The following is a 24305-nucleotide window of genomic DNA, read 5'->3' as shown; positions in this document are numbered from 1 at the left end:
CGGTGCGTCCGGCAGCGCGCATCCACTTGCCGGTGCCCCCTTGACTCTCTGCATGACCTGGCAACACTTGAATGCATCGCCTGTTTCAATAACTTCATGCTGGGCAGGAGGCGCATGGACCGCCGCAAACTCATTCTGAACGCTGCGCAACTGGGCGCTGGCCTGGTCATGGCGCCGCTGCTGACCGTCGCTGCTGCGATGGCGCAATCCCCATCCAGTCCCGCGAAAGGGTCCGCCATGACGCCCGCTCAACGAAGCGCCGGACGAAAGTCCCGCATCTTCATCACCGGCTCGTCCGATGGTCTCGGCCATGCCGCGGCGCGGACGCTGCTCGGCGACGGGCATGAGGTGGTGGTGCACGTTCGCTCGCAGGCCCGGCTGCCCGCCGTCAGGGAGCTTGTGGAGCAGGGTGCCATCGCAACCATCGGCGATCTTTCCGACCTGGCGCAGACACGTGACCTGGCCCGGCAGGTCAACGCCATTGGCACGATGGACGCCGTGATTCATAACGCGGGGATCCTGTCCGGGCCCGGCGTTCTGGTCGTGAACGTCGTCGCGCCGTACCTGCTGACGGCACTGATCCGGCGGCCCAGGCGGCTGATCTACCTGAGCAGCAGCATGCACAAGGGTGGCCGGGCTAGTCTTGACGGCATCGACTGGTCCGGGCGTAGCGGGACAGCTGCCTATTCGGAAAGCAAGCTTTTTATCACCACCCTGGCGGCAGCCGTGGCGCGGCTGTGGCCCGACGTGTACAGCAACGCAGTCGATCCCGGCTGGGTTCCCACCAAGATGGGTGGCGCGAATGCGCCAGACGACCTTCGACAGGGACACCTGACCCAGGAGTGGCTGGCGACCAGCAACGATCCGCGGGCGCTGACCAGCGGAGGGTATTGGTACCACCAGCGGCTGCAGCAGCCGCACGCCGTCGTCCACGACACGAAATTTCAGGACCGGCTGCTGGGCGAACTGGCCCGCGTGACAGGAACAAGACTGGTCTGATGCCTTTGGGTTTATATCCTGGAAACAGCTGAGATCACAGCGTTCAAGATATCAAAACAACCCTCCAAGTCAGGAAGGCCACGAGCTACGCTGCAGCTACTCACTCGCCCCTTCCTGTCATGACCGCCCAACCCCACACCACTTTCGAGACAATCCGCTACGCCGTGTCCGACGGCGTTGCCACCATTACGCTGCACCGGCCGGAAAAAATGAACGCGTTCAATCCGCGGATGGCCGACGAACTGATCGCAGCGTTCGATGCCACCGACGCCGATGACGACGTCCGCGCCGTGATCGTCACCGGCAGCGGCCGTGCCTTCTGCGCCGGTGCCGATCTCTCCACCGGCGGCGCCACGTTCGACTACGAGAAGCGCTACGGCACCGCGCGCGACGCCATCAAGCGCGACAACGGTGGCCGCCTGACGGTGCGCATCTTCCGCAGCCTGAAGCCGGTCATTGCCGCAGTGAATGGCGCCGCAGTCGGTGTGGGCGTCACGATGCAGCTGCCGATGGATATTCGCATTGCCTCAGCCGACGCCAAGTTCGGGCTGGTGTTTGCCCGGCGCGGCATCACCCCGGAGGCCGCGTCATCATGGTTCCTGCCGCGCGTGGTGGGCGTGTCGACAGCGCTGGAGTGGTGCTATTCCGGGCGCGTGTTTGGCGCGCAGGAAGCGCTCGAACGGGGGCTGGTGCGCTCGCTGCACGCACCCGAGGCGCTGCTGCCGGCGGCTAATGCCATTGCCAGGGAGATCGCGGACAACGCGGCGCCCGTGTCTGTGGCGGTGACCCGCCAGATGATCTGGCGCATGGCCGGGGCCGCGCATCCGATGGAGGCGCACCAGATGGACAGCCGCGCGATCCAGTCGCGCGGCCAGTCCGCGGATGCCAGGGAAGGCATCGCCAGCTTTTTGGAAAAGCGTCCGGCGCAGTTCCCGGACCGGGTGTCGGCCCAGATGCCGGATTTCTTTGACTGGCAGGGCGAACCGGATTTCGAGTGAGCCGCCGGACAAAACGAGGAGACGACGAGATGAACGTCATCCGCAGGGTCTCATCGTGCCGGGGCCGCCGGCGGGGGGCACCGACATCCTCGCCCGGCTACTGGCCGAGCAGTTGTCCAAGGCGTTCGGCAAGCCGTTCGTGATCGAGAACAAAGCGGGCGCCAACGGCATGATCGGCAGCGAGACGGTTGCCCATGCAGCGCCGGACGGGCACACGCTGGTGTTTTCCTACGCCGGAGCGATGGTCGTCAATCCGTCGCTCTACGTTCGCGCTGGATTCGCTCAAGAGCTTCGAGCCGGTCGCGCAGATCGGATCCTTCGGCAACCTGCTCGTGGTTTCACCCGCGCTGCCGGTGCATGACCTGCGGGAGCCGGCCGACGAGCGTATGGTGAAGATCTCGGGCGCGAAGGCGCAATAGCCGCGCCAAACCACGGGAAAAACAGGCCGCAGGCGGTTTCCGCCTGCGGCCTGTTTCTGTCAATAGCCGTTCAGCGCGGCCCAGCGGGCCCCGTGGAAATGGGTATCGCCAAAGAGCTCCTGGACGGTGCGGACGCGTTTCATATACAGGCCGATATCGAGTTCATCGGTCATGCCGATGCCGCCATGCATCTGCACACCCTCCTGCACCGCCAGCGTTGCCGTGGCACCGGCCCGGGCCTTGGCGGCCGACACCGTGGCGCGGGCGTCGGCGGCGGCGCCGTCCAGCTGCTGCTGGCAGTGCAGCACCAGCGCGCGGGTCAGCTCGATCTCGGTGAACAGCGCCGCGGCGCGATGCTGCAGTGCCTGGTATTCGCCGATGATCCGACCGAACTGCCGGCGTTCCTTCAGGTACGCCAGCGTGCGGGCAAAGGCTTCGTCGGCGATGCCCGTCAGCTCGGCCGCCAGTGCCGAGCGCGCTACGTCGAGCGTTTCTTCCAGGGCCGCCCAGCCCGCGCCGGCCTCTGCAATCAATGCGTCAGCGCCGACGCGCACCTTGTCGAAGCCGATGCGCGCGGCGTTGCGGGCGTCGACCATCGCGGTCCGCTCGATGCGGATGCCGGGCGTGTCGTGGTCGACCAGGAACAATGCGATGCCGGCGACGTCATCCGCCCCGGCGATGCGGGCAGCCACGATCAGGGTGTCGGCCACGTGGCCGTCGACCACGAACAGCTTGTTGCCGTCCAGCACGAAATCACTGTCGGTGCGCGTGGCCCGCAGCGCCATCCGGCGCGGCTGATGGCGGGCATGCTCGTCCACCGCCAGTGCCATCAGCCTGGTGCCCGCGGCGATGCCCGGAAGGAGGGACTGCTTCTGCGCTTCGCTGCCGTGCCGCGCGATCAGATGAGCGGCGACGACGGAGGTGGAGAAGAACGGTGTTGCCGCCAGCGTGCGGCCGATCGCTTCCATGATGATGCCGGCTTCGACCATGCCGAGCCCACTGCCGCCGTAGGCTTCCGGCACCAGCACGCCAGCGAAGCCGAGTTCGGCGAACTGCCGCCACAGGTCGCGCGAGAAGCCGGTCTCATCGCGGCTGTCGCGCAGCTTGCGCAGTTGCGCGGTGGGCGCCTGCTCGCGCAGGAACCCCAGCGCGCTGTCGCGCAACATTTCCTGTTCGTCGTTCAAGACCAATGCGATTGCCATTGCCTTTGTTCCTTTCTTGTCGCCCGCGCCGCTCAGGCGCGGGGCAGGCCAAGCAGGCGCTTGGCGATGATGTTGAGTTGTACCTCGGTGGTGCCGCCTTCGATCGAATTGGCCTTGGTGCGCAACCAGCCGCGCGCGAGCTTGCCTTCGTTGCTGCGCGCGCCCTCCCATTCCAGGGCATCACTGCCGCCGGCGCTCATCAGCAGTTCGTAGCGGCGCTTGTTCAGCTCGGCGCCGTAGTACTTCAGGACCGAAGAGAAGGCGGCCAGCCCGCCTTGTCCGGCCAGTTCGGCCGCGCGTCTGCGCAGGCAGGCGAAGGCCGCCTCGTCGATCTCGAAGCTGGCAACTTGCGCGCGCAGCATCGGATCGTCCAGTTCGCCGAGCGCATTCAGGCCGATGCCGGCCACCGCCGTGGCGCCAAGAGGCCGGTCGGTGCTGCCGACGGCACCCGCTGCATTGCCACCGATCATCTCGCGCTCATGCGTCAGCAGGTATTTCGCGATCTCCCAACCGGCATTGATCTCGCCGACGAGGTTGGATTTCGCCACGCGCACATTGTCGAAGAACGTCTCGCAGAACGGCGACTTGCCGGAGATCAGCGTGATCGGACGCGTCTGTACGCCGGGCGTCTCCATGTCGAACAGGATGAAGCTGATGCCGGTGTGCTTGCGCGAGGTAAAGTCCGTGCGCACCAGGCAGAAGATCCAGTCGGACTTGTCGGCGTAAGAGGTCCAGATCTTCTGGCCGTTGACCAGGAAGTGGTCGCCCAGGTCGTCGGCACGGGTCTGCAGGGCAGCCAGGTCGGAGCCGGCGTTGGGTTCGGAGTAGCCCTGGCACCAGCGTATCTCGCCGCGCGCGATGCACGGCAAGTGCTCGCGCTTCTGCGCTTCGGTGCCGTACTTGAGCAGGGCCGGGCCGAGCATCGAGATGCCGAAGCTCTTCAGCGGCGCGCGGCAGTTGAGCGCGGCCATTTCCTCGCGCAGCACCTGCGCCTGGGCGCGGGTGAGGCCGCCGCCGCCGTATTCGTGCGGCCATTCGGGCACGGTCCAGCCACGCTCTGCCATGCGCACCAGCCACTGGCGTTGCGCCTCGGACTGGAAGCGGAACTTGCGTCCGCCCCAGCAGAGGTCTTCGTCGCTGCGCATCGGCTCACGCATTTCCGGCGGGCAGTTCGCCTCAAGCCAGGCCCTTGTTTCCTGGCGGAATTCAGTCAGGTCTTCCAAACTATCTCCTCGTTGCTGCGGCTATCGGAATGGGTGGCGGTGCTAGCGCATGCCGAGCCGTGCTTCCAGCTCTTGCACAAGCGCGACCAGTCGTGGCGCTGCCTCGCGTTCCAGGGCGGAAAACGTCTTCTGCTGCGCGGGGATGGCGCAATTGACGACGAACAGCCGCCCGTCGAGCGCGCGCGACAGCGGCACGGCGAAGGCGTAGACGTCCTCGCGCCACTCTGCGCGGCAACTGCAGAACCCGTTCTGCTCGAGAGCGCCGCGGATGCGCGCAAACTGCGCGGCAAAGCGCGCATAGCCTTCGGGGTCGGCCAGCTTCAGGCGGTTGAGGGTCTCGTCGCGTTCGCGCACGGGTGCGCGGCAGAGCCAGGCGCGGCCTATTGCGGTGGTCAGGATCGGCAGCGTCGCGCCGATATCCGGCGTGTAGCGGAGCCGGTCGGTGGAGCGTGCGGTTTCCACGTAGACCATGCTGATGCGGTCGCGGAGGCCCAGGGATACCGCACCGCCAAGCTCGTTCGCCAGCGCTTTCATCAGCGGTTGGGCGATCTGGCGCACGTGCATGCCTGCCAGCAGCGAATAACCGGCCGTCAGCACCGCGGCGCCCAGCCGGTACTTGCCTTGCGCGGCGTCGCGGCGCAGGTAGCCGAGCGTGGTCAGCGTGTGCGTCAGGCGTGCCACGGTCGGCCGGGACAGGCCGGTGCGCTCGGCGAAGTCCTTGTTGCCCAGCAGGGATTCGCCCACGCGGTAGGCAAGCAGGATGTCGATGCCGCGCGCCAGCGTGGTCGCGAACTGCGGGTCGCGCGCCTGGCCGGCGTCGTCGTCGGCGAAGCCGGGAAGTTCGGGGCGTGCAGTCATGGCGCCGCCATCTCCGATTCGATCTCGCGCACCATGCGCACCAGCAGCGGCCCCATCTCGCGCTCGAGCTTGCGCGGCGTCATGCGGGCGCGCGGGACGCCGCAGTTGAAGACCAGGAACTCCCCCTCGGTCTCGACGCGCAGGGGCACGGCAACGCCATGGACGTCCTGCAGCCAGCTGGCCTCGCAGACGCAGTAGCCATGGGCCGCAAAGGTCTCGCTGGACAGCGCCAGCGCTTCCTTGTGGCGCGTCCACTGGTCCGGTGCTTCCTTGCGGATGGCAGCGATCACGTCGTCGCGCAGCGCCGCCGGTGCCTGGCACAGCCACGCGCGTCCCATCGCAGTCGCCAGCATCGGCAGCGCGCCGCCGATATCGGGGCGGAATCCGCTCGATTCATGGCCCCTGCTGGTTTCCACGTACACCATCCGGGTGCCGTCGCGCATGCCGAGCGATACCGAGCCGCCGACGCGGTCGGCCAGCTGCGCCATGCGTGGCCGGGCCAGCTGGCGCACGGTCAGGCTGGCGAGCAGCGGATAGCCTAGCGACAGCGCGGTCGAGCCAAGCCGGTAGCGGCGCAGGTCGGCGTCGTACAGCAACAGGCCCCGCGCGGCCAGCGTGTAGGTCAGCCGGCTGACCGTCGCCTTGGACAGGCCGGTGCGATCCGACAGCGCCTTGTTGCTGAGCGCGCCGTCGCCAAGGCCGAAGCACTGCAGCAAGGCGAGGCCGTGCGCAAGCGTCGTGGCGAAATCTGGGTCTGGATGGTGGGGGCGCGCAGACATAAGCCGTATCCGGCACGTACGTTGATGTCGGAATTCATCATAGCGCCGGGAGCGCGCTTTGCGTCAGGGTGTCGTTCAAGATATCGAAACACAGGCCCATGTTCCTGCTTCCTCTTGATAGCCTGAACCTGCCCCAACGCTGCGCCGCAGCGGCGGCTTCAAGGAGTAAGAACCATGACCAGAGAGCGAGGGTTTTCCCTGGCGCTTGGCGCCATATCGGCGCTTGCGGGAGCAAGTGTCGATGCTGTGACCGCCGGCTGTTCCGCCTGTACGTGGAATACCGGCATGGATCAACTTGCGCTCGCCAGCTGCACGATGGCGCTGGCAGCGCAATAACGGCGGGCCATCATGACGCGTTTCCTCGCCTACCGCCTGCATGCCAGGGACACCGGCGCGCGCCCCGACGGCCGCATCACCGAGCTCACCTTCGCCGACTTGCCGCCCGGCGAGGTGCTGATCCGCGTTGCGTACTCCAGTGTCAATTACAAGGACGCGCTGGCGGCTGCCGGCCGCAACGCGATCATCCGGCAGTATCCGCGCACGGGCGGCATCGACCTCGCGGGCCACGTCGCGGCGTCGGACGATCCGCGCTTTCGCGAGGGCGATGCGGTGATCGTGCATGGCTTTGGCATCGGCGTCGATCATGACGGTGGCCATGCGCAATACGCCCGCGTGCGCGCCGACTGGGTGATGCCGCTTCCCGCCGGCCTGACCCTGCTCGAAGCCAGCACCCTCGGCGTGGCCGGCTACACCGCCGCGCTGGCCCTGCACTGGATGGAACACAACGGCCTGGCGCCGGACCACGGGCCGGTTCTGGTAAGCGGCGCCTCCGGCGGCGTCGGCAGCGTTGCCGTCGATATCCTCAGCACTCGCGGCTATGAGGTTTGCGCCATGAGCGGCAAGGAGGGGGAGCACACCTACCTGCGCGAGCTTGGTGCGAGCAGCGTGATCGCGCCGGAGGTCGCGGCGCAACGCGGCAAGCCCCTGGAGACCGCGCGCTGGGCCGGGGCCGTGGACGCCGTCGGCGGTCCGGTGCTGGCCTGGCTGCTGCGCACGATGCAGCCGGATGGCGTGATCGCGAGCTTTGGCAATGCGGCCGGTCCGGAACTGGATGCCACCGTGCTCCCCTTCATCCTGCGCGGCGTGCGCCTGCTCGGCATCAATGCCAACAGCCCGATGGCGCTGCGCCAGCGGGTCTGGGCCAAGCTGGCGGCGGAGTATCGTCCGCGCAGGCTCGCCAGCATCGGCCAGGTCATCGGGCTGCAGGAGCTTCCCGAGGCGATGGACCGGATGCTGTCGCGCGGCACGCGCGGCAGGGTGGTGGTCCGCATGGCTGACTGATCTCGTTCAGCCGGCGGTGCGCGTCGCGGACGGTGATGACTCCGACTCCGCTCGCGCCAGAGGCGGGCTGGCGCCATCGCGCGCAGTCCCGCCGTCGTCCCTGCATCGGCAGGCTGCGTACCCTTAGAACACCTGGCGCACGCCCGCCGTCACGCCAACCATGTTTTTCTGGCCGGCCATGGAAAGCGGCAGCACCGTATTTGCTCATCTTGCCGGGCTGCCCCGTGACGGCCGCAGGCCGCCAGATATCGGCGCCGAGTTGCGGCCCGGGGGTTGGAAGCTGTAGACGATCGCCGAAGCAGTGCGGAGCGCGAAGTGACCAATCCGCGACGACGGCCTTCCTTTGCACGTCAAATCCGGTTAGATCGGTTGTCGAAAAGATTCACTTCCCCCACACCCGCGTCGCTGCAAGCATGAATGGATGCCTTGCAATCACCGCCGGTGCATTCCCCGAACGGGGACCGCATCGGCGTTGCCGCTATTCAGCCCCCGGGAGGTCCCACATGGTGCGCATCGCGATCGTGAGCTTGATGGCGTTTTCTCTGGCGGCGTGCGGCACGGCACCGCCGGCTGCCGAGCCCCGTACCGTCAGCACGGCGCCGCCTGGCCCAGGTACACCTGCGCCTGCCAGCCAGGCAGCACCCGCGGCGAAAACCGTGGCGAACCCGGTGGACCCCGCCGCGGTCCAGGCGCTGCGCGACATGGGCAGCTACCTGCAGACACTGAAGCAGTTCCAGGTCGTGGCAGATGTGTCCGGCGAACGGGTGCTCACGGATGGACAAAAGCTGCTGCACACGGCCAGCGCGAAACTGGACGTGCAGCGGCCGGACAAGCTGCGCGCGCAGATGCGCAGCGCGCGCTCGGCGCGCGACCTGATGTACGACGGCAAGACCGTCGTCATGTACATGCCGGAGCAGAAGTATTACTCCAGGGCGCCATTCAACGGCAATCTCGCCGAACTGGTCGAACGCCTGCGGCAGCGCTTTGGCGTGGAAATTCCCATGGCCGACCTGTTCCTCTGGGGAACCCCCCGCGCACCGCTGGACAGCATCAGTTCGGCAATGAATGCCGGCCAGGACATCGTCGAAGGCACGCTCTGCGATCACTATGCCTTCCGCCAGGGCGATATCGACTGGCAGGTCTGGATCGCCACCGGGTCCCGTCCGCTACCGCGCAAGCTTGTGATCACGAACCGCACCGATGAGGCGCGGCCGCAGTCGCTGACATTGATCCGCTGGAATCTCACGCCGCGCCTGGCGGAATCGGCCTTTACGTTTACGGCGCCTGCCGGGGCCACCTTGGCAGAGTTCGTGCCCCTGAAAACCCAGTGAAGGAGGTGCCATGAGACATTCCCTCGCAAAGCACTGCGCCCGGTGTGTCGCCGCCGTCGGACTGGCGAGCGCCCTCTGCATGCCCACTGCTGAGGCACGACCTGGAGGCGGTGGGGGGCACGGAGGCGGCGCCCGCGCCGCGGCGCACGGTGGCGGGGCTGGTGGCGTCGCGGCTGGCGGCCGCCATGTCAACAACCAGCGAGCGGATGCGCGCACCAACAATGTACGCAGTACCAGCGTCAACAGTGTGCAGGCCAACCGCAATGTCAACGTCAACTCGAACCGCAATGTGAACGTGAACGTCGAAGGCGGCTGCTGTCACGGTGGCTGGGACAACGACTATCACCCGATAGCGACGGCAGCCGCCGTCACCGCGACCGTCGCCGTGACCTCGGCAGTGGTGGGGTCGATGGTGCGTTCAGTGCCGCCGAACTGTGTGCCGGTCAACTATGGCGGCATGGTGTACCAGCAATGCGGCGGGACCTGGTACCAGCCGCAGGGCGCGCAGTATGTCGTGGTGAATGCGCCGTATTAGTAACGGCGGCGTTTCTCGCGTCTGGTGTCTTGTGATCCGTCGTGCCCTCGACCAGCGATTTTGTGGTGTTCCGGCATACGTACTTTCACCTAATGCTGCATTGCGACAATTCCTTTGCTACAATCAGGGAAAACCCCATAAGGGTAATCCCGAAAGGAAGGACGCCATGAACACTCAATCCGATATCAAGCTGACCGATCAACTGGAACGCCAACTCATCGAGCGCGAGCTCGGCACCCAAAGCCTGGGCTTTGCCCACGACGTCAAGCGCGCCATCGCCGCCGTGCAGTCGGTGATCGAGCGCCTGCAGACCCAGGCCCGCAAGGCCAAGGTGGTCTACGCCAACGGCTGATTGCTGGCAACGGCAGTACGGTAGTTGCGGCCCGTCAGGGCTGCGTTGAAGAACCGGCCATACGTGCGCCCGCCCGGGTGAAACGCGGCCGGTTTTGTTTTGCCTGCGGACGTTGGGGTGCTTTGTGAGTAACTCTCACAAAGCTTGCCAGCGCTTTTCGTTTTGCCGCGGCGGCGGTCACGGCTATCTTCAATGCCTTCACCGAACACCGTCCGCCCCATGTCCCCGCTTGTCCTGCTGTGCCTGTTGATCACCTATGTGGTCTGGGGCACGACCTACCTGGCGATCCGCTTTACGCTGGAGAGCTTTCCGCCGCTGTTCATGATGGGCACGCGCTTCCTGTGCGCGGGCCTGCTGCTGGCCGCGTGGCTGGCATGGCGGGGCACGCCGATGCCGTCGGCGCGGCAGCTGCGCCATTGCGCGGTGCCGGCGTTGTTTCTGCTGGTGGGCGGCATGGGTCTGACTGCGATTGCCGAGCAGACCATTTCCTCTGGCGCCACGACGGTGATGATCGGGTCGATGCCGATCTTCGCGCTGATCTGGGGGGCGTGCTTCGGCAACCGGCCGAAGTGGTATGAGTATGTGGCGATCGCGATCGGCAGCGCGGGCATCCTGGTGCTGACCGCGGGCGCGGAGTTCCGGGTCAGTACCGGCGGTGTGGTGGCGCTGCTGCTGGCGGTGGCAAGCTGGTCGTTCGGCTCGCAGCTGGCGCGCCGGCTGGACCTGCCGCCCGGCGCGGCGGCGTTTGCGGCGGAGATGGTGATCGGCGGCGCGGTGCTGATGGCGCTGTCGTTGCTGAAGCAGGAGCCGTGGCCGTCTTCGGTCAGCGCGCAGGCCGGCTGGGCCTGGGTCTACCTGGTGGTGGCGGGATCGCTGGTGGCGTTCTCGGCTTACATGTACCTGGTTTCGACGGTCAGCCAGACGCTGGCGGCAAGCTATGTCTACGTGAACCCGCCGGTGGCGCTGGCCATGGGCGCATGGCTGGGCGGCGAGCAGATCGCGCCGCAGACGCTGGGGGCGGTGGTGCTGATCCTGGCGGCGCTCGTCGTGCTGAGCCTGGGCACGCTGCGCACGGCGCGGACCCAGGCGGCCTGAGGGCGCCGCGCGGTTGGGCGGGCCTCAGCTCCCCGACTGTTCCTGGATCCACAGCGACAACCGCACCTTGTAGGCCTGCTGGATATGCCGGCGCGCGATCTGCTCGGCCAGCGCCGGGTCGCGCTGTTCCAGCGCTTCCACCAGCGAGATATGTTCTTCGTACGAGCTGCGCGCGCGTCCCGGCACCGCCAGCGTGGTGCGCCCGAGCAGCGCCATCGACTCATGCAGCGAGCGCAGCGTCTTCAGCAGGTAGCGGTTGTGGGCGCAGCGGTGCAGGGTTTCATGGAACAGCCGGTTGTTCAGCGCGAGCCGGTCGGGGTCGTCGGCGATGGCGAGGTCGCGCTCGACGATATCGCGCAGCAGCGAGATCTCGACATCGGTGGCATGGCGCGCGGCCAGCGCGGCGGCGGTGCCTTCGAGCACTTCGCGCATCACGTACAGCTCGCTGACCATGCTGGCGTCGAGCTGCGTCACCATCATGCCGCGGTTGGGCTCGTTGACGACCAGGCCCTCGGATTCCAGCCTGGACAGCGCTTCACGCACCGGCGTGCGCGACAAGCCCAGCGATTCGGCCAGTTCCACCTCGCGCAGCCGGGTGCCGGGGGAAAGCTGGCCGGCCTGGATGGCGGCGCGCAGCTGCTGGTAGGCGCGCTCCGAGCGCGGGAGCGATGCAGCCTGGCCGCTCTCGGCGGCGCCGGCGAACTCTTGAGAAATCATGTGAGGCTGGCGGATGCAGTGGAACTGTCGTAGCCAGCCATCATACCCGCTCGCGCACGCCTGACATCACCGCGTCGCAATAAGGTGTAAAGGGGCCGGCGCGGCGCCAGCCCCGCGGGCCGGGGCGTCAGCCCGCCGGCGACTGGAACGGGTGGTACTGGTACAGCCAGGTCTCCGACAGCGGCTTGCCGTTCAGCCGCAGGAACAGGCGCACGTCGACCGGCTGGGTGCCTTCGGTGGTCAGGTCGAACTGGGCGCGCCAGTGCCCGGCCACGCCGTTGGGCACGGCTTCGGTGAAGACATAGGAAAAGGTGCCGCGCGAGGCGGTCAGCACCGCTTCGGGTTTGACGCCGAAGGGCAGCTTCTCCAGCGGCGCGCCCTTGAACTCGACCATGAACTTGCGCACGCCCTTGGGCCGCGGCTGGCCGGGCTGGCCGCCATTGCCCAGCCGCGTGGCCACGCAGCGCGCCAGCGGCGACGGGTAGGGCTCGTCGGCGGCCCAGTGCAGCCGGTAGCGCAGGCGGTAGGTGTTGCCGGCCTTGGCCGGCGCCTTGGGCACCCACATGGCGACGATGTTGTCGTGGATCTCGTCGTCGGTGCGCAGCTCCACCAGCTGCACCGAACCCGCGCCCCAGCCGTCGCGCGGCTCGACCCACAGGCTGGGACGGCGGTCATAGTTGACGCCGTCCTGGTAGTGGTCGAACAGGCGGTCGCGCTGCAGCAGCCCGAAGCCCTTGGGGTTGTCGTCGGAGAAGGCCGAAGCCGTGGTCTGCGGCGGGTTGTTCAGCGGGCGCCAGATATGCTCGCCGGCGCCATTCCACAGCGCCAGGCCGTCGGAGTCATGCACTTCGGGGCGCCAGTCGACCGCGGTGCCCTTGATGCTTTCCGAGAACCAGTACATCGACGTCAGCGGCGCCAGCCCCAGCCGCGCCACGTCCTTGCGCAGGAACAGCACGCACTCCACGTCCATGATCACGGCCTTGCCACGCTGCATGACGAAGCGGTAGGCGCCGGAGATGCTGGGCCCATCGAGCAGCGCGTAGACCGTGACGGTGTCGCTGTTGCCCTCGGGGGTTTCGAACCAGAAGTGGGTGAAGGCGGGGAATTCTTCCTGCTTGCCCGCCTCCGCCACGTCGATGGCGATGCCGCGCGCGGACAGGCCGTACTGGTACAGCTCGCCGATGGCGCGGAAATACGAGGCGCCGAGGAAGGCGACCCAGTCGTTCTTGCGCCAGTCGCGGGTCTTCTGGTCGCCCAGGCGGCTTTCCTGGAAGCGGAAGCCGGCAAAGCCGCTGCCCGGCGGCAGCTTGTGCGCGGGGCTGTCGGCCGGCATGTCGAAGTAGGCATCGTCATAGACGATCTCGCGGGCCTTGCCGGTGCCGCCCTTGGCGCGTTCGATCACATGCATGCGCACCGGCGAGCGGAAATAGGTGCCGAGGTGGAAGAACGTGACCGGGAACTGGCCGGGACCGCTGGCAAAGAGCGCGTCCTCGGTGCGGAAGCGGATCTTGCCGTGGGCGTCGTAGTCGATGCGCGACAGCACGTCCGCGGGCGGCGCGGGCGGCGGCGCGTAAGGCTTGCCAGCCAGCGCGCGGGCGCGCTCGATCAGGGCGTCGAAGCCGAACGGCTGGGCCTCGCCTAGCTTGATCCGGCCGGCTGCCAGCACCGATGGGGTAATGCCGAGCGCGGCAAGGGCGGCAGAGGCGGTGGCGGAGACCAGCAGGGTTCGGCGGTTCATCATGTGGTGAAAGCGTCCTTTTATTGTCCGGGATTGTGCAGAACTGTAAAAGACGCCGGCGCCGCGGAAAAGTTCGGACACCCTCTGTTACAGCGCGTGGCTGCCGCGCCTCATTGCAGCTCGCCCGCCTCTCGTCCTGCGCGGCGTTGCCGGCGCCGCTGCCGCGCCAGCATGTTCAGGCCCTCGACCGCGGCCGAGAACGCCATCGCCGTATAGATGTAGCCCTTGGGCACGTGCGTGCCGAGGCCTTCGGCGATCAGCGTCATGCCGATCATCATCAGGAAGGCCAGCGCCAGCATCACGATGGTGGGGTTGCGGTTGATGAAGTTGGCCAGCGGCGTCGCCGCGAACAGCATCGCCATCACCGCGGCGATGACGGCCACGAACATGATCTGCACATGCTCGGTCATGCCGACCGCGGTGATGATGCTGTCGATCGAGAACACCAGGTCCAGCACCAGGATCTGGCCGATGGCCGAAGCAAAGCTCTGCACCGCCTTGCCGGTGCCGCCTTCCTCGCCTTCTTCGGCGGCGGTGACGTGGTGGTGGATTTCGCGCGTGGCCTTCCAGACCAGGAACGCGCCGCCGCCGATCAGGATCAGGTCGCGCCACGACAGGCCGTGGCCCAGCACGGTGAACAGCGGCTGGGTCAGCGTGACGATGAAGGCGATGGTCGCCAGCAGGCCCAGGCGCATCAGCAGTGCCAGGCTGATGCCGATCTTGCGGGCTTTCTCCCGCATCTCGATGGGCAGCTTGTTGGTCAGGATCGAGATAAAGATCAGGTTGTCGATCCCCAGCACGATTTCCATGGCCACCAGCGTGGCCAGTGCCGCCCACGCGGCGGGGTCCTGCAGCAATGCCAACGACGCTTCCATGAGGGCTCCGAAGGGATGGGAGGGCGCATGCAGGCTTCATGTTAGCGCAGCGTCGCTTGGCCGCGCAGCCTGACACAGAAAGATAAAGGCGGGTTCGACGGGGCGGCGATGCAGGTTGCTATGTACTGGCATGGAATATAGTATGTGATATATCAAAAGATCCAATCGAGCCATCAAGGAGGCAGCATATGAAAGTCTGTATCTACGGCGCCGGTGCCATCGGCGGCTATGTCGGGGCGCAGCTGGCGCGTGCGGGGGCCGAGGTCAGCTTCGTCGCGCGCGGCCCCCACCTTGCGGCGATGCAGGAGCACGGCGTCAAGCTGCTGATCGACGGCGACGAGCGGGTGGCGCAGGTGCGCTGCACCAGCGATCCACGCGAACTCGGGCACCAGGACTATGTGTTCATCACCCTCAAGGCGCATTCGGTGCCCGGCGTGGTGGACCAGATGCAGCCGCTGCTGGGGCCGGACACCGCGATCGTGACCGGCGTCAACGGCATTCCTTACTGGTATTTCTACAAGCACGGCGGCGACCTGGCCGGGCGCACGCTGGAGAGCGTCGATCCCGGCGGGCGCCAGTGGCAGCGCCTCGGGCCGGAGCGCGCCATCGGCTGCGTGGTCTATCCGGCCGCCGAGATCGTTGCGCCGGGCGTGATCAAGCATGTTTACGGCAAGAAGTTTCCACTGGGCGAGCCTGACGGCAGCCGCTCTGCCCGCGTGACCCGGCTCAGCGAAATGATGATGGCCGCCGACCTCGACGCCCCCGTGCGCGACAACATCCGTGACGAGATCTGGCTCAAGCTGTGGGGCAACCTGTGCTTCAACCCGATCAGCGCGCTGACCCACGCTACGCTGGACGTCATCACCGCCGACCCCGCCACGCGCGCGCTGTCGCGCCAGATGATGGTGGAGGCGCAGGGCATCGCAGAACGCTTCGGCGTGAAGTTCCGGGTCGACGTGGAGCGGCGCATCGACGGCGCCGGCGCCGTGGGTGCGCACAAGACCTCGATGCTGCAGGACCTGGAGGCGGGGCGCGCCATGGAAATCGACCCGCTGCTGACGGTGGTGCAGGAAATGGGCCGGCTCGTGGGCGAGCCGACGCCGATGTGCGACGCCGTGTTGGGGCTGATCAAGCAGCGCGACGCGATGGCGAAGCTTGCCGCCTGAGGAGCAGGGGGACGCCACCGGGTCGGGCGTCCCCGGAGGCGCGAGCCGGGCATGCGGCGTGCTTGCCCGGCTCGCGAAGTCGTAAGGCAGGGCGATTGTGATATACCATATACGACAGGCCGCGCACCGCTTTTGTGCCGATGCATGTGGACTGCGCATCGTTTGATGCGATTTCATAATGGGTCAGGCGTTTTTGCTAAGCTGTGCAGCAATGCGGAGGGCTGCCATTCCGGCCGCCCGGCCGCCGGTCTCACACGAGCACATTCATGTCTGCGCAAAGCCAATCCATCGTCCAGCCCAACGGGCTGGCCCTGTCGGTACAACCGATCAACGCCGGCGCCAGCCTGCGCGACCAGGCCTACGCCATGTTGCGGCAGGCCATCGCCGACGCCGACATCTACCAGTCGCGCGACGAGATCCGGCTGGATGAGCGGGTGCTGAGCGAGGCCATGGGCGTGAGCCGCACGCCGATCCGCGAGGCCATGACGCTGCTGGAGCAGGAAGGCTTCCTGCGCACCGTGCCGCGGCGGGGCATCTACATCATGCGCAAGACCAAGCGCGAGATCGTCGAGATGATCCAGATGTGGGCCGCGCTGGAAAGCATGGCGGCACGGCTGGCCACCGAGAACGCCACCGATGCCGAGATCGCGCAGCTGCGCAGCATGTTCGACAGCTTCCGCGACTCCACCCCGGCCGAGCATATCGAAGAGTATTCCGACGCCAATATCGCGTTCCACCAGGCGATCGTGCAGCTGTCCAAGTCGCAGATCATCATGGACACGATCCGCAATATCTTTATCCACGTGCGCGCGATCCGGAAGATGACCATCTCGCAGAGCGACCGTGCGGCGCGCTCGATCGTCGATCACCTGCGCATCATCGAGGCGCTGGAGAAGCGGGATACCGAACTGGCGGAGCGGCTGGTGCGGCAGCATTCGCTGGACCTTGCCGACTACGTCGAGAAGCACTGCGATTTCCTCGATTGAAACGGTCAGGGCAGGGCGCAGCAGACGGCGGACTTCGGTCCGCCGTTTTGCTTTTTGGGCCCGCATCGGGCTATGCCGCGTCATTTCGCTAAATGGTGTGTGATATATCAATGTGAAAACGGCGATCCGGCTTTATGCCATGCAGGTGGTGAAATAACGCGCTCTTATGCCGTGAAGGACCAGACAAGCGCCCCACTGTTGCGCCGCATCGTCGATATTTGCAGCCGAAGCGCCAAACTCCTCTTGCTCTCTTCTGATATATCACATACCGTATGTCATCAGAGACTACAAATAGCGGAAGAGAGGAGACCTTCGCAATGGAAACCAAAGCCCTGCAAGGTGTGCGCATCCTGGACATGACCCACGTCCAGGCGGGCCCGTCGGCAACGCAGTTGATGGCGTGGCTGGGCGCGGACGTGATCAAGGTGGAGATGCCGGGACGCGGCGACATCACGCGCAGCCAGCTGCGTGACGTGCCGAACGCCGACAGCCTGTACTTCACCATGCTCAACTCCAACAAGCGCAGCCTGACGCTGAATATGAAGACGCCGGAAGGCAAGGCGCTGCTCGAAGACCTGGTCCAGCGCAGCGACGTGCTGATCGAGAACTTCGGCCCCGGCGTGCTGGCGCGCGCGGGCTTCGACTGGGACCACTTGCAGGACCTGAACCCGCGGCTGGTCTATGCCTCGATCAAGGGCTTCGGCCCGGGCCCGTACGCGGACTGCAAGGCCTACGAGAACGTGGCGCAGTGCATGGGCGGCTCGGCTTCGACCACCGGCGAGGCCGATGGCGTGCCCACCGTGACCGGCGCGCAGATCGGCGACTCCGGCACCGGCGTGCATGCCGTGGTCGGCATCCTGGCCGCGCTGCTGCAGCGCGAGCACACCGGCCGCGGCCAGCGCGTGGAAGTGGCGATGCAGGACGCGGTGCTGAACCTGTGCCGGGTCAAGCTGCGCGACCAGCAGCGCCTGGCCAACGGCCCGCTGCGCGAATATCCCAACCAGGAATTCGGCGACCACGTGCCGCGCGCGGGCAACGCCTCGGGCGGCGGGCAGCCGGGCGCCGCGCTGCGCTGCGCGCCGGGCGGACCCAACGACTATGTCTACGTCATCATCCAGCCGCAGGGCTGGGAGCCGCTGATGCGCCTGTGCGGGCGCGAGGACCTGATCACCAATCCGGACTACGCCACGCCCGAAGCGCGGCTGAAGCACCTGGCCGACTGCTTCGCCGTGATCGAGAAATGGACGCGCGGCATCAGCAAGTTCGAGGTGATGGCGGCGCTCAACGAGGTCGACGTGCCGTGCGGCCCGATCCTGTCGATGAAGGACCTGATCGAGGACGAGTCGCTGTACCAGCGCGGCTACCTGGTCGAGCTGGAGCACCCGCAGCGCGGCAACTACGTGCAGCTGGGGTGCCCGATCATGCTGTCGGCGTCGCCGGTGCAGGTCGAGCGCTCGCCGCTGCTGGGCGAGCACACCGAAGAGATTCTCGAGTGGCTGGGACGCACGCCCGCGCAGATCGCCGCGATGAAGCTGGCCGGCGCGGTATGAGGCCCGGCTGAGGCCATTCCCGCGCACGCGGGAATGACCCCTGACGGCGCGTGCCGTCTGGCCTTCCCTTTCTCCAAGATTCCCGCAAACCGATATCGGCGCAGGCGGGCCTCGCTTTGCCTGCGCAAGGAGCAAGCTGTGCAAACCTGGATCCGTTTTCGCCGCGCCGACGGCAGCATCGGCCATGGCCGCATCGATGAAGCCGACCACAACCGCGTCATCGAATATGACGGCGACGGCTTCGACAATCCCAGCCCCACCGGCGCCGTGCACGACCGCGCCGCGCTGACACTGCTCGCACCGTGCGTGCCGGGCAAGGTGGTGGCGCTGTGGAACAACTTCCATGCGCTCGCGCGCAAGCTGGAAAAGCCGGTGCCGACGCACCCGCTGTTCCTGATCAAGCCGGCGTCGTCGCTGGCCGGTCCCAACGACGCCGTGCAGCGCCCCAAGAGCTACGACGGCAAGATCGTCTACGAGGGCGAGCTGGGCATCGTCATCGGCAAGAAGGCGCGCAACGTGACGGTGGCGCAGGCCGGCGCCCATATCTTCGGCTACACCATCGTCAACGACGTGACCGCGGCCGAGCTGATCACGGCCGATCCCAATTTCCCGCAGTGGACCCGCGCCAAGGGCTTCGACACCTTCGGCTGCATCGGCCCGGCCATCGTCACCGGCTTCAACTGGAAGACCGCCAGCGTGGTCACGCGGCTGGACGGCGTCGAGCGGCAGAACTACCCGCTGTCGGACATGATCTTCTCGCCCGAGGAACAGGTCAGCCGGATCTCGCAGGACCTGACGCTGATGCCGGGCGACGTGATTGCCGTCGGCACCTCGCTCGGCGTGGGGTCGATGAAGGACGGCGCGGTGGTCGAGGTGTCGATCGCCGGCATCGGTTCGCTGGTCAACCACGTGCGCGGCTGAGCCGGCGCCCGACTCTTTTCCTGAAACGGTGAATGCCATGCCAATGACGATCGGTGTGCCGCGCGAGGTCCACCCGGGCGAGCGGCGCGTTGCCGCCACCCCGGAATCGGTCAGGGAACTGCTCAAGCTCGGCTACCAGGTGGTGGTGGAGACCGGCGCGGGCCAGGAGGCTTCGTTCTCGGACGACGATTACCGTGCCGCCGGCGCCGCCATTGTCGACGCGGCCAGCCTGTGGGCCTCGGTCGACGTGGTGGCCAAGGTGCGCCCGCCGCAGGTCCACCCCAGCCTGGGCGTGGAAGAAGCGGCGCTGCTGAAGAAGCATGCCACGCTGATCGGCTTCGTCTGGCCGGCGCAGCAGATGCCGATGCTGGAGCGCCTGGCGCAGCGCGGCGCCACGGTGCTGGCAATGGACTGCGTGCCGCGCATCTCGCGCGCGCAGAAGCTGGACGCGCTCAGCTCGATGGCCAATATGGCCGGCTACCGAGCGGTGATCGAAGCCGCGCACGCCTTCGGGCGGCCCTTCGCCGGCCAGATCACCGCCGCCGGCAAGATTCCGCCGGCGCGCGTGCTGGTGATCGGCGCGGGCGTGGCGGGGCTGGCGGCGATCGGCGCGGCGCGCAGCCTGGGCGCGGTGGTGCGCGCCTTCGATACGCGGCCGGTGGTGCGCCAGCAGATCGAGAGCCTGGGCGCGGAGTTCCTGACCGTCGAGATCGACGAAGACGGCAGCGGCAGCGGCGGCTACGCCAGGGAAATGAGCCCGGCCTTTATCGAAGCGGAGATGCGGCTGTTTGCCGGGCAGGCGCGCGAGGTCGACATCATCATCACCACCGCGCTGATCCCGGGCAAGCCGGCGCCGAAGCTGCTCGAGGCCGGCACCGTCGGGCTGATGCGCGCCGGCAGCGTGGTGGTCGACCTGGCCGCCGAGCAGGGCGGCAACTGCGTGCTGACCGTGCCGGGCGAAAGCGTGCGCCGCGACGGCGTCACCATCATCGGCTACACCGACCTGCCCAGCCGCATGGCGGCGCAGGCCAGCCAGCTCTATGCCACCAATATCTGCCACCTGCTGAGCGAACTGACGCCGGGCAAGGACGGCCAGCTGGTGGTCGACATGGCTGACGAAATGATCCGCGGCGCGACCGTGCTGCACCAGGGCGCGGTGACCTGGCCACCACCGCCGCTGACCGTCGCGGTGCCGCAGCAGCAGGCGCCGGCGGAGGTGCCGGTGCCGGCCGAAGCCGCGCCGCCGCGCAGCCGCACCGGCACGGCGCTGGTTGCGCTGGCGCTGGCGGCCGCCGCGTTGCTGGCGCTGGGCGCGGTCGCGCCGCCGGCCTTCATGGCGCATTTCACGGTGTTCGTGCTCGCCATCTTCGTCGGCTACCAGGTGGTGTGGAACGTCACCGCCGCGCTGCACACGCCGCTGATGAGCGTGACCAATGCCATCAGCGGGATCATCGTGGTGGGGGCGCTGGTGCAGCTGGGCAAGCCGTCGCTGCTGACGGCGGTGATCGCGGGCTGCGCGGTGCTGGTGGCCACCATCAATATCGCCGGCGGCTTCCTGGTGACGCAGCGCATGCTGAAGATGTTCCAGCGAGACTAAGGCCAGGGAGACAACCATGCCATCCGGAATCAGCAATATCGCTTACCTCGCCGCGAGCGCGCTGTTTATCCTCAGCCTGAGCGGGCTGAGCCATCCCGCCACCGCCCGGCGCGGCAACATGCTCGGCATCGCCGGCATGGTGATCGCGGTCATGACCACGGTGCTGGCGGGCAGCCCCGACGGCATCGCCATCATCATCGTCGCGATGGTGGTGGGAGGCATTGCCGGCGCGGTGCTGGCCCGGCGCGTCGAGATGACGCAGATGCCGCAGCTGGTGGCGGTGCTGCACAGCTTCGTCGGCCTGGCCGCGGTGCTGGTCGGCTACGCCAGCTACCTGCAGCCGGCCACGCTGGCCGGCGCCGAGAAGGCGATCCATGAGGTCGAAACGTACCTTGGCATCCTGATCGGCGCGGTCACCTTCACCGGGTCGATCATCGCCTTCCTCAAGCTGCAGGGCACCATGGGCGGCAAGCCGATGCTGCTGCCGGGGCGCCACGTGCTCAACGCCGGCGCGCTGGTGGTGTGCGTGTGGCTGGGCTATGCCTTCCTGTCCGCGCCGGACCCGCAGCAGGGGCTGGTGCCGCTGGCGGCGATGACGGTGATCGCGCTGCTGGTCGGCGCGCACCTGGTGCTGGCCATCGGCGGCGCCGACATGCCGGTGGTGGTGTCGATGCTGAACAGCTACTCCGGCTGGGCGGCGGCGGCGACCGGCTTCATGCTCGGCAACGACCTGCTGATCATCACCGGCGCGCTGGTGGGGTCGAGCGGCGCCATCCTCAGCTTCATCATGTGCAAGGCAATGAACCGCAAGTTCCTGGCGGTGATCCTCGGCGGCTTCGGCGCGGTGCAGGCGCAGGGCGCGGCGACCGAGCAGGGCGAGGTGCTGCCGGTATCGAGCGAGGAAGTCAGCAGCCTGCTCAAGGACGCCAGCGAGGTCATCATCGTGCCGGGCTACGGCATGGCGGTGGCGCAGGCGCAGGGGACCATCAGCGAGATCGCGCGGCGCTTGCGGGCGCAGGGCGTCAACGTGCGCTTCGGCATTCACCCGGTAGCGGGCCGCCTGCCGGGGCACATGAACGTGCTGCTGGCCGAGGCGCGCGTGCCGTACGACATCGTGCTGGAGATGGAAGAGATCAACGACGACTTCGAGAAGGCCGACGTGGTGCTGGTGGTCGGCGCCAACGACATCGTCAACCCGGGCGCGCTGGAAGACCCCGCCAGCCCGATTGCCGGCATGCCGGTGCTGGAAGTGTGGAAGGCCAAGACCGTGGTGGTGTCCAAGCGCAGCATGGCGGCGGGCTACGCCGGCGTGGACAACCCGTTGTTCTACAAGGACAACACGCGCATGTGGTTTGGCGATGCCAAGGGCAGTGTCGATGCGCTGTTGCGGCAGTTGGAGGAAGCACCGGCCTGAATCGTGTCGAGGCCGAATGGCAGTCCTGTAAAAACGATGTATGTGATATATCTAGAGCCAGAATTCGACGTTTGAGTCGCTTTCGGATCTAGGAGCGGCATTCGTGCGAAATGCGCATAAATGGCTGGGATTGAGCATTTGCGCTGATTTGAACGCAGATACGGCCACGTTTGCTGCGGTGCACTGACGAAAGTTGGTGGCGGAGATGGAAAATTGCTTGCCGTTCTCTGATATATCACATACCGTATGTCATCAAGACCGGTCGATCCGAACCGGCGCAGACCCAGGCAGGGCACAGCCCCCGCGCACCACGAACAGAAGTCCAACCAGGAGACCAAGCATGTCGGAAGTCGTAGCGAAACGGGCCCACAGCACTCCCGCGGCAGCCTGAACCAGAAAAATTCCCACCCCAGTCAATTTGCATAGAAGGAAGCAACCATGGCAGAAGTCGGAAACGAGCTGCAGCGTCACGCCGCGGAAGCACATCAGGCCCAGACCGATGGGTTTCATCTGGTCATCGACGCGCTGAAGCTGAACGGCATCGAAAACATCTACGGCCTGCCCGGCATTCCGGTCACCGATCTGGCCCGTCTGGCGCAGGCCAACGGCATGCGCGTCATCAGCTTCCGCCACGAGCAGAACGCGGGCAACGCCGCGGCGATCGCGGGCTTTCTGACGCAGAAGCCGGGCGTCTGCCTGACCGTCTCCGCGCCGGGCTTCCTCAACGGGCTGACGGCGCTGGCGCATGCCACCACCAACTGCTTCCCGATGATCCTGATCAGCGGCTCGAGCGAGCGCGAGATCGTCGACCTGCAGCAGGGCGACTACGAAGAGATGGACCAGCTGGCCATCGCCCGCCCGCACGCCAAGGCCGCGTTCCGCGTGCTGCATGCGGAAGACATCGGCGTCGGCGTCGCGCGTGCGATTCGCGCCGCGGTGTCGGGCCGTCCGGGCGGCGTGTACCTGGACCTGCCGGCCAAGCTGCTGGGCCAGTCGCTGGAAGCCGAGAAGGGCAAGCAGTCGCTGATCAAGGTGGTGGACCCGGCGCCGCGGCAGCTGCCCGCGCCGGACTCGGTCGACCGCGCTGTCGCGCTGCTGAAGAGCGCGAAGCGGCCGCTGATCCTGATCGGCAAGGGCGCCGCCTACGCCCGCGCCGAGGCGGACCTGCGCGCGCTGGTCGAGAAGACCGGCATTCCGTACCTGCCGATGTCGATGGCCAAGGGCTTGCTGCCCGATACCCATCCGCAATCGGCCTCGGCCGCGCGCTCGTACGTGCTGGCCGAAGCCGACGTGGTGCTGCTGGTCGGGGCCCGCCTGAACTGGCTGCTGTCGCACGGCAAGGGCAAGACCTGGGGCAAGCCCAAGCAGTTCATCCAGGTCGACATCGCGCCGACCGAGATGGACAGCAACGTCGCCATCGCCGCGCCGGTTGTCGGTGACATCGGCTCGTGCGTCGCGGCGCTGCTCGACAAGGTCGGCAATGACTTCGCCAAACCGGGCGCCGAATGGCTGAACGCGGTGGCGGACCGCAGGGACACCAACCTGGCGAAGATGGCCGAGACCCTGGCCAGGGCCAGGGAAGCCGCGCCGATGAACTTCCACGGTGCGCTGGGCGTGCTGAAGGAGGTGGTCAGGGCCAACCCGGGCATCTCGTTTGTCAACGAAGGCGCCAACACGCTCGACTACGCCCGCGCCGTGATCGACATGTATGAACCGCGCAAGCGCCTGGACGTGGGCACCTGGGGCGTGATGGGCGTGGGCATGGGCTATGCGGTGGCCGCGGCGGTCGAGACCGGCAAGCCGGTGCTGGCGCTGTGCGGCGACAGTGCGTTCGGTTTTTCGGGCATGGAAGTCGAGACCATCTGCCGCTACAACCTGCCGGTCTGCATCGTCATCTTCAACAACAACGGCGTCTACAAGGGCATCGACAAGAACCCCACCGGCGGCACCGACCCGGCGGTCACGACCTTCGTCCCGGGCGCGCGCTACGACAAGATGATGGAAGCGTTCGGTGGGGTCGGAGCCAACGTCACCACGCCGGCGGAACTGGAAGCGGCGGTCAACGAAGCGCTGCGCTCGGGCAAGCCGACGCTGGTCAACGCCGTGATCGACCCCGCCGCCGGCACCGAAAGCGGCCGCCTGACCAACCTGAATCCGCAAAGCTCGGCCAAGAAGTAATTCACCCGAATTTCTCCCCCTAATCCAATAG

General features: G+C 67.0%; 22 protein-coding genes. 15 read left to right on the top strand and 7 right to left on the bottom strand.

Annotated features, from left to right (window positions below; genetic code table 11):
• Window positions 1-114: 114 nt before the first annotated feature.
• The 3 genes from CBM2594_RS22015 to CBM2594_RS22005 all read left to right on the top strand — a co-directional run bounded on the left by CBM2594_RS22015 (window position 115) and on the right by CBM2594_RS22005 (window position 2358).
• The gene (locus CBM2594_RS22015) at window positions 115-999 is read left to right on the top strand and encodes an SDR family NAD(P)-dependent oxidoreductase (protein WP_116359723.1); all 885 of its coding nucleotides are present in this window, start codon (window positions 115-117) and stop codon (window positions 997-999) included.
• Between the two features lie 119 nt (window positions 1000-1118).
• Window positions 1119-1997, top strand: a complete 879-nt coding sequence (locus CBM2594_RS22010) for a crotonase/enoyl-CoA hydratase family protein (protein WP_116358884.1) — start codon at window positions 1119-1121, stop codon at window positions 1995-1997.
• A 55-nt stretch (window positions 1998-2052) separates the two neighbouring features.
• A complete protein-coding gene (locus CBM2594_RS22005) occupies window positions 2053-2358 on the top strand; it encodes a tripartite tricarboxylate transporter substrate-binding protein (RefSeq protein ID WP_198048187.1) in 306 nt (101 codons plus the stop codon).
• Between the two features lie 117 nt (window positions 2359-2475).
• On the opposite strand, the gene CBM2594_RS22000 is transcribed toward CBM2594_RS22005, so the two are convergent.
• From CBM2594_RS22000 to CBM2594_RS21985, 4 genes are read right to left on the bottom strand one after another with little or no spacing between them, the layout of a single operon-like run.
• Window positions 2476-3618, bottom strand: coding sequence for an acyl-CoA dehydrogenase family protein (locus CBM2594_RS22000; RefSeq protein ID WP_232346711.1), 1143 nt, complete (start codon window positions 3616-3618; stop codon window positions 2476-2478).
• 32 nt (window positions 3619-3650) lie between these two features.
• Window positions 3651-4841 (bottom strand): acyl-CoA dehydrogenase family protein, encoded by a 1191-nt coding sequence (locus CBM2594_RS21995; protein ID WP_116358882.1) that lies wholly within the window; start codon window positions 4839-4841, stop codon window positions 3651-3653.
• Between the two features lie 42 nt (window positions 4842-4883).
• Complete coding sequence (locus CBM2594_RS21990; RefSeq protein WP_116358881.1) at window positions 4884-5699, bottom strand: IclR family transcriptional regulator; 816 nt, start codon at window positions 5697-5699, stop codon at window positions 4884-4886.
• Window positions 5696-6478 (bottom strand): IclR family transcriptional regulator, encoded by a 783-nt coding sequence (locus tag CBM2594_RS21985; RefSeq protein ID WP_116358880.1) that lies wholly within the window; start codon window positions 6476-6478, stop codon window positions 5696-5698. The genes CBM2594_RS21990 and CBM2594_RS21985 overlap by 4 nt, the downstream gene beginning before the upstream one ends.
• A 348-nt stretch (window positions 6479-6826) precedes the next feature.
• Here CBM2594_RS21985 and CBM2594_RS21980 point away from each other — a divergent pair, with 348 nt between their 5' ends.
• From CBM2594_RS21980 to yedA, 5 genes are all read left to right on the top strand, one after another.
• On the top strand, window positions 6827-7819 hold the full coding sequence (locus tag CBM2594_RS21980) for an oxidoreductase (protein ID WP_116358879.1): 993 nt from the start codon (window positions 6827-6829) through the stop codon (window positions 7817-7819).
• Window positions 7820-8322: 503 nt separating this feature from the next.
• Complete coding sequence (locus tag CBM2594_RS21975; RefSeq protein WP_116358877.1) at window positions 8323-9150, top strand: DUF2092 domain-containing protein; 828 nt, start codon at window positions 8323-8325, stop codon at window positions 9148-9150.
• Between the two features lie 10 nt (window positions 9151-9160).
• Window positions 9161-9685, top strand: coding sequence for a hypothetical protein (locus CBM2594_RS21970; protein WP_116358876.1), 525 nt, complete (start codon window positions 9161-9163; stop codon window positions 9683-9685).
• A 166-nt stretch (window positions 9686-9851) separates the two neighbouring features.
• Window positions 9852-10037: a hypothetical protein gene (locus CBM2594_RS21965; protein WP_116358875.1), complete on the top strand. Its 186-nt coding sequence runs from the start codon at window positions 9852-9854 to the stop codon at window positions 10035-10037.
• A 219-nt stretch (window positions 10038-10256) separates the two neighbouring features.
• Window positions 10257-11132: a drug/metabolite exporter YedA gene (yedA, locus tag CBM2594_RS21960; protein ID WP_116358874.1), complete on the top strand. Its 876-nt coding sequence runs from the start codon at window positions 10257-10259 to the stop codon at window positions 11130-11132.
• 24 nt (window positions 11133-11156) lie between these two features.
• Here yedA and CBM2594_RS21955 read toward each other — a convergent pair whose 3' ends face one another.
• From CBM2594_RS21955 to CBM2594_RS21945, 3 genes are all read right to left on the bottom strand, one after another.
• On the bottom strand, window positions 11157-11849 hold the full coding sequence (locus CBM2594_RS21955) for a GntR family transcriptional regulator (RefSeq protein WP_116358873.1): 693 nt from the start codon (window positions 11847-11849) through the stop codon (window positions 11157-11159).
• A 127-nt stretch (window positions 11850-11976) separates the two neighbouring features.
• A complete protein-coding gene (locus tag CBM2594_RS21950) occupies window positions 11977-13590 on the bottom strand; it encodes a glucan biosynthesis protein (protein ID WP_116358872.1) in 1614 nt (537 codons plus the stop codon).
• Window positions 13591-13697: 107 nt separating this feature from the next.
• On the bottom strand, window positions 13698-14462 hold the full coding sequence (locus tag CBM2594_RS21945; RefSeq protein WP_116358871.1) for a TerC family protein: 765 nt from the start codon (window positions 14460-14462) through the stop codon (window positions 13698-13700).
• Between the two features lie 188 nt (window positions 14463-14650).
• Here CBM2594_RS21945 and CBM2594_RS21940 point away from each other — a divergent pair, with 188 nt between their 5' ends.
• The 7 genes from CBM2594_RS21940 to oxc all read left to right on the top strand — a co-directional run bounded on the left by CBM2594_RS21940 (window position 14651) and on the right by oxc (window position 24274).
• Window positions 14651-15628 (top strand): 2-dehydropantoate 2-reductase, encoded by a 978-nt coding sequence (locus CBM2594_RS21940; RefSeq protein WP_116358870.1) that lies wholly within the window; start codon window positions 14651-14653, stop codon window positions 15626-15628.
• Between the two features lie 266 nt (window positions 15629-15894).
• A complete protein-coding gene (locus tag CBM2594_RS21935) occupies window positions 15895-16614 on the top strand; it encodes a GntR family transcriptional regulator (RefSeq protein WP_116358869.1) in 720 nt (239 codons plus the stop codon).
• Window positions 16615-16931: 317 nt separating this feature from the next.
• Window positions 16932-18164 carry a formyl-CoA transferase gene (gene frc / locus CBM2594_RS21930; protein WP_116358868.1) on the top strand — a complete coding sequence of 411 codons (1233 nt, stop codon included), beginning with the start codon at window positions 16932-16934 and terminating at the stop codon, window positions 18162-18164.
• A 138-nt stretch (window positions 18165-18302) separates the two neighbouring features.
• Window positions 18303-19085 carry a fumarylacetoacetate hydrolase family protein gene (locus CBM2594_RS21925; protein WP_116358867.1) on the top strand — a complete coding sequence of 261 codons (783 nt, stop codon included), beginning with the start codon at window positions 18303-18305 and terminating at the stop codon, window positions 19083-19085.
• Window positions 19086-19122: 37 nt separating this feature from the next.
• Entirely contained in the window at window positions 19123-20682 is a 1560-nt protein-coding gene (locus CBM2594_RS21920) for a Re/Si-specific NAD(P)(+) transhydrogenase subunit alpha (protein WP_116358866.1), read from the top strand.
• Between the two features lie 16 nt (window positions 20683-20698).
• Window positions 20699-22096 carry a Re/Si-specific NAD(P)(+) transhydrogenase subunit beta gene (pntB, locus tag CBM2594_RS21915; RefSeq protein ID WP_116358865.1) on the top strand — a complete coding sequence of 466 codons (1398 nt, stop codon included), beginning with the start codon at window positions 20699-20701 and terminating at the stop codon, window positions 22094-22096.
• Between the two features lie 438 nt (window positions 22097-22534).
• The gene (gene oxc / locus CBM2594_RS21910; protein ID WP_116358864.1) at window positions 22535-24274 is read left to right on the top strand and encodes an oxalyl-CoA decarboxylase; all 1740 of its coding nucleotides are present in this window, start codon (window positions 22535-22537) and stop codon (window positions 24272-24274) included.
• Window positions 24275-24305 lie beyond the last annotated feature (31 nt).

Origin of the sequence: Cupriavidus taiwanensis (assembly GCF_900249755.1) — a bacterium.
GTDB lineage: Bacteria > Pseudomonadota > Gammaproteobacteria > Burkholderiales > Burkholderiaceae > Cupriavidus > Cupriavidus taiwanensis_D.
This window is presented reverse-complemented; position numbering and strand designations above follow the sequence as displayed.

What these genes read in the sequence shown, in the direction of transcription:
- CBM2594_RS22015 (WP_116359723.1), top strand. Translation starts at nt 115, where the DNA reads ATGGACCGCCGCAAACTCATTCTGAACGCTGCGCAACTGGGCGCTGGC.
- pntB (WP_116358865.1), top strand. Translation starts at nt 20,699, where the DNA reads ATGCCATCCGGAATCAGCAATATCGCTTACCTCGCCGCGAGCGCGCTG.
- CBM2594_RS22010 (WP_116358884.1), top strand. Translation starts at nt 1,119, where the DNA reads ATGACCGCCCAACCCCACACCACTTTCGAGACAATCCGCTACGCCGTG.
- yedA (WP_116358874.1), top strand. Translation starts at nt 10,257, where the DNA reads ATGTCCCCGCTTGTCCTGCTGTGCCTGTTGATCACCTATGTGGTCTGG.
- CBM2594_RS21980 (WP_116358879.1), top strand. Translation starts at nt 6,827, where the DNA reads ATGACGCGTTTCCTCGCCTACCGCCTGCATGCCAGGGACACCGGCGCG.
- CBM2594_RS21945 (WP_116358871.1), bottom strand. Translation starts at nt 14,462, where the DNA reads ATGGAAGCGTCGTTGGCATTGCTGCAGGACCCCGCCGCGTGGGCGGCA.
- CBM2594_RS21965 (WP_116358875.1), top strand. Translation starts at nt 9,852, where the DNA reads ATGAACACTCAATCCGATATCAAGCTGACCGATCAACTGGAACGCCAA.
- CBM2594_RS21975 (WP_116358877.1), top strand. Translation starts at nt 8,323, where the DNA reads ATGGTGCGCATCGCGATCGTGAGCTTGATGGCGTTTTCTCTGGCGGCG.
- CBM2594_RS21990 (WP_116358881.1), bottom strand. Translation starts at nt 5,699, where the DNA reads ATGACTGCACGCCCCGAACTTCCCGGCTTCGCCGACGACGACGCCGGC.
- CBM2594_RS21985 (WP_116358880.1), bottom strand. Translation starts at nt 6,478, where the DNA reads ATGTCTGCGCGCCCCCACCATCCAGACCCAGATTTCGCCACGACGCTT.
- CBM2594_RS21920 (WP_116358866.1), top strand. Translation starts at nt 19,123, where the DNA reads ATGCCAATGACGATCGGTGTGCCGCGCGAGGTCCACCCGGGCGAGCGG.
- CBM2594_RS21940 (WP_116358870.1), top strand. Translation starts at nt 14,651, where the DNA reads ATGAAAGTCTGTATCTACGGCGCCGGTGCCATCGGCGGCTATGTCGGG.
- CBM2594_RS21950 (WP_116358872.1), bottom strand. Translation starts at nt 13,590, where the DNA reads ATGATGAACCGCCGAACCCTGCTGGTCTCCGCCACCGCCTCTGCCGCC.
- frc (WP_116358868.1), top strand. Translation starts at nt 16,932, where the DNA reads ATGGAAACCAAAGCCCTGCAAGGTGTGCGCATCCTGGACATGACCCAC.
- CBM2594_RS22000 (WP_232346711.1), bottom strand. Translation starts at nt 3,618, where the DNA reads ATGGCAATCGCATTGGTCTTGAACGACGAACAGGAAATGTTGCGCGAC.
- CBM2594_RS21955 (WP_116358873.1), bottom strand. Translation starts at nt 11,849, where the DNA reads ATGATTTCTCAAGAGTTCGCCGGCGCCGCCGAGAGCGGCCAGGCTGCA.
- CBM2594_RS21970 (WP_116358876.1), top strand. Translation starts at nt 9,161, where the DNA reads ATGAGACATTCCCTCGCAAAGCACTGCGCCCGGTGTGTCGCCGCCGTC.
- oxc (WP_116358864.1), top strand. Translation starts at nt 22,535, where the DNA reads ATGGCAGAAGTCGGAAACGAGCTGCAGCGTCACGCCGCGGAAGCACAT.
- CBM2594_RS21935 (WP_116358869.1), top strand. Translation starts at nt 15,895, where the DNA reads ATGTCTGCGCAAAGCCAATCCATCGTCCAGCCCAACGGGCTGGCCCTG.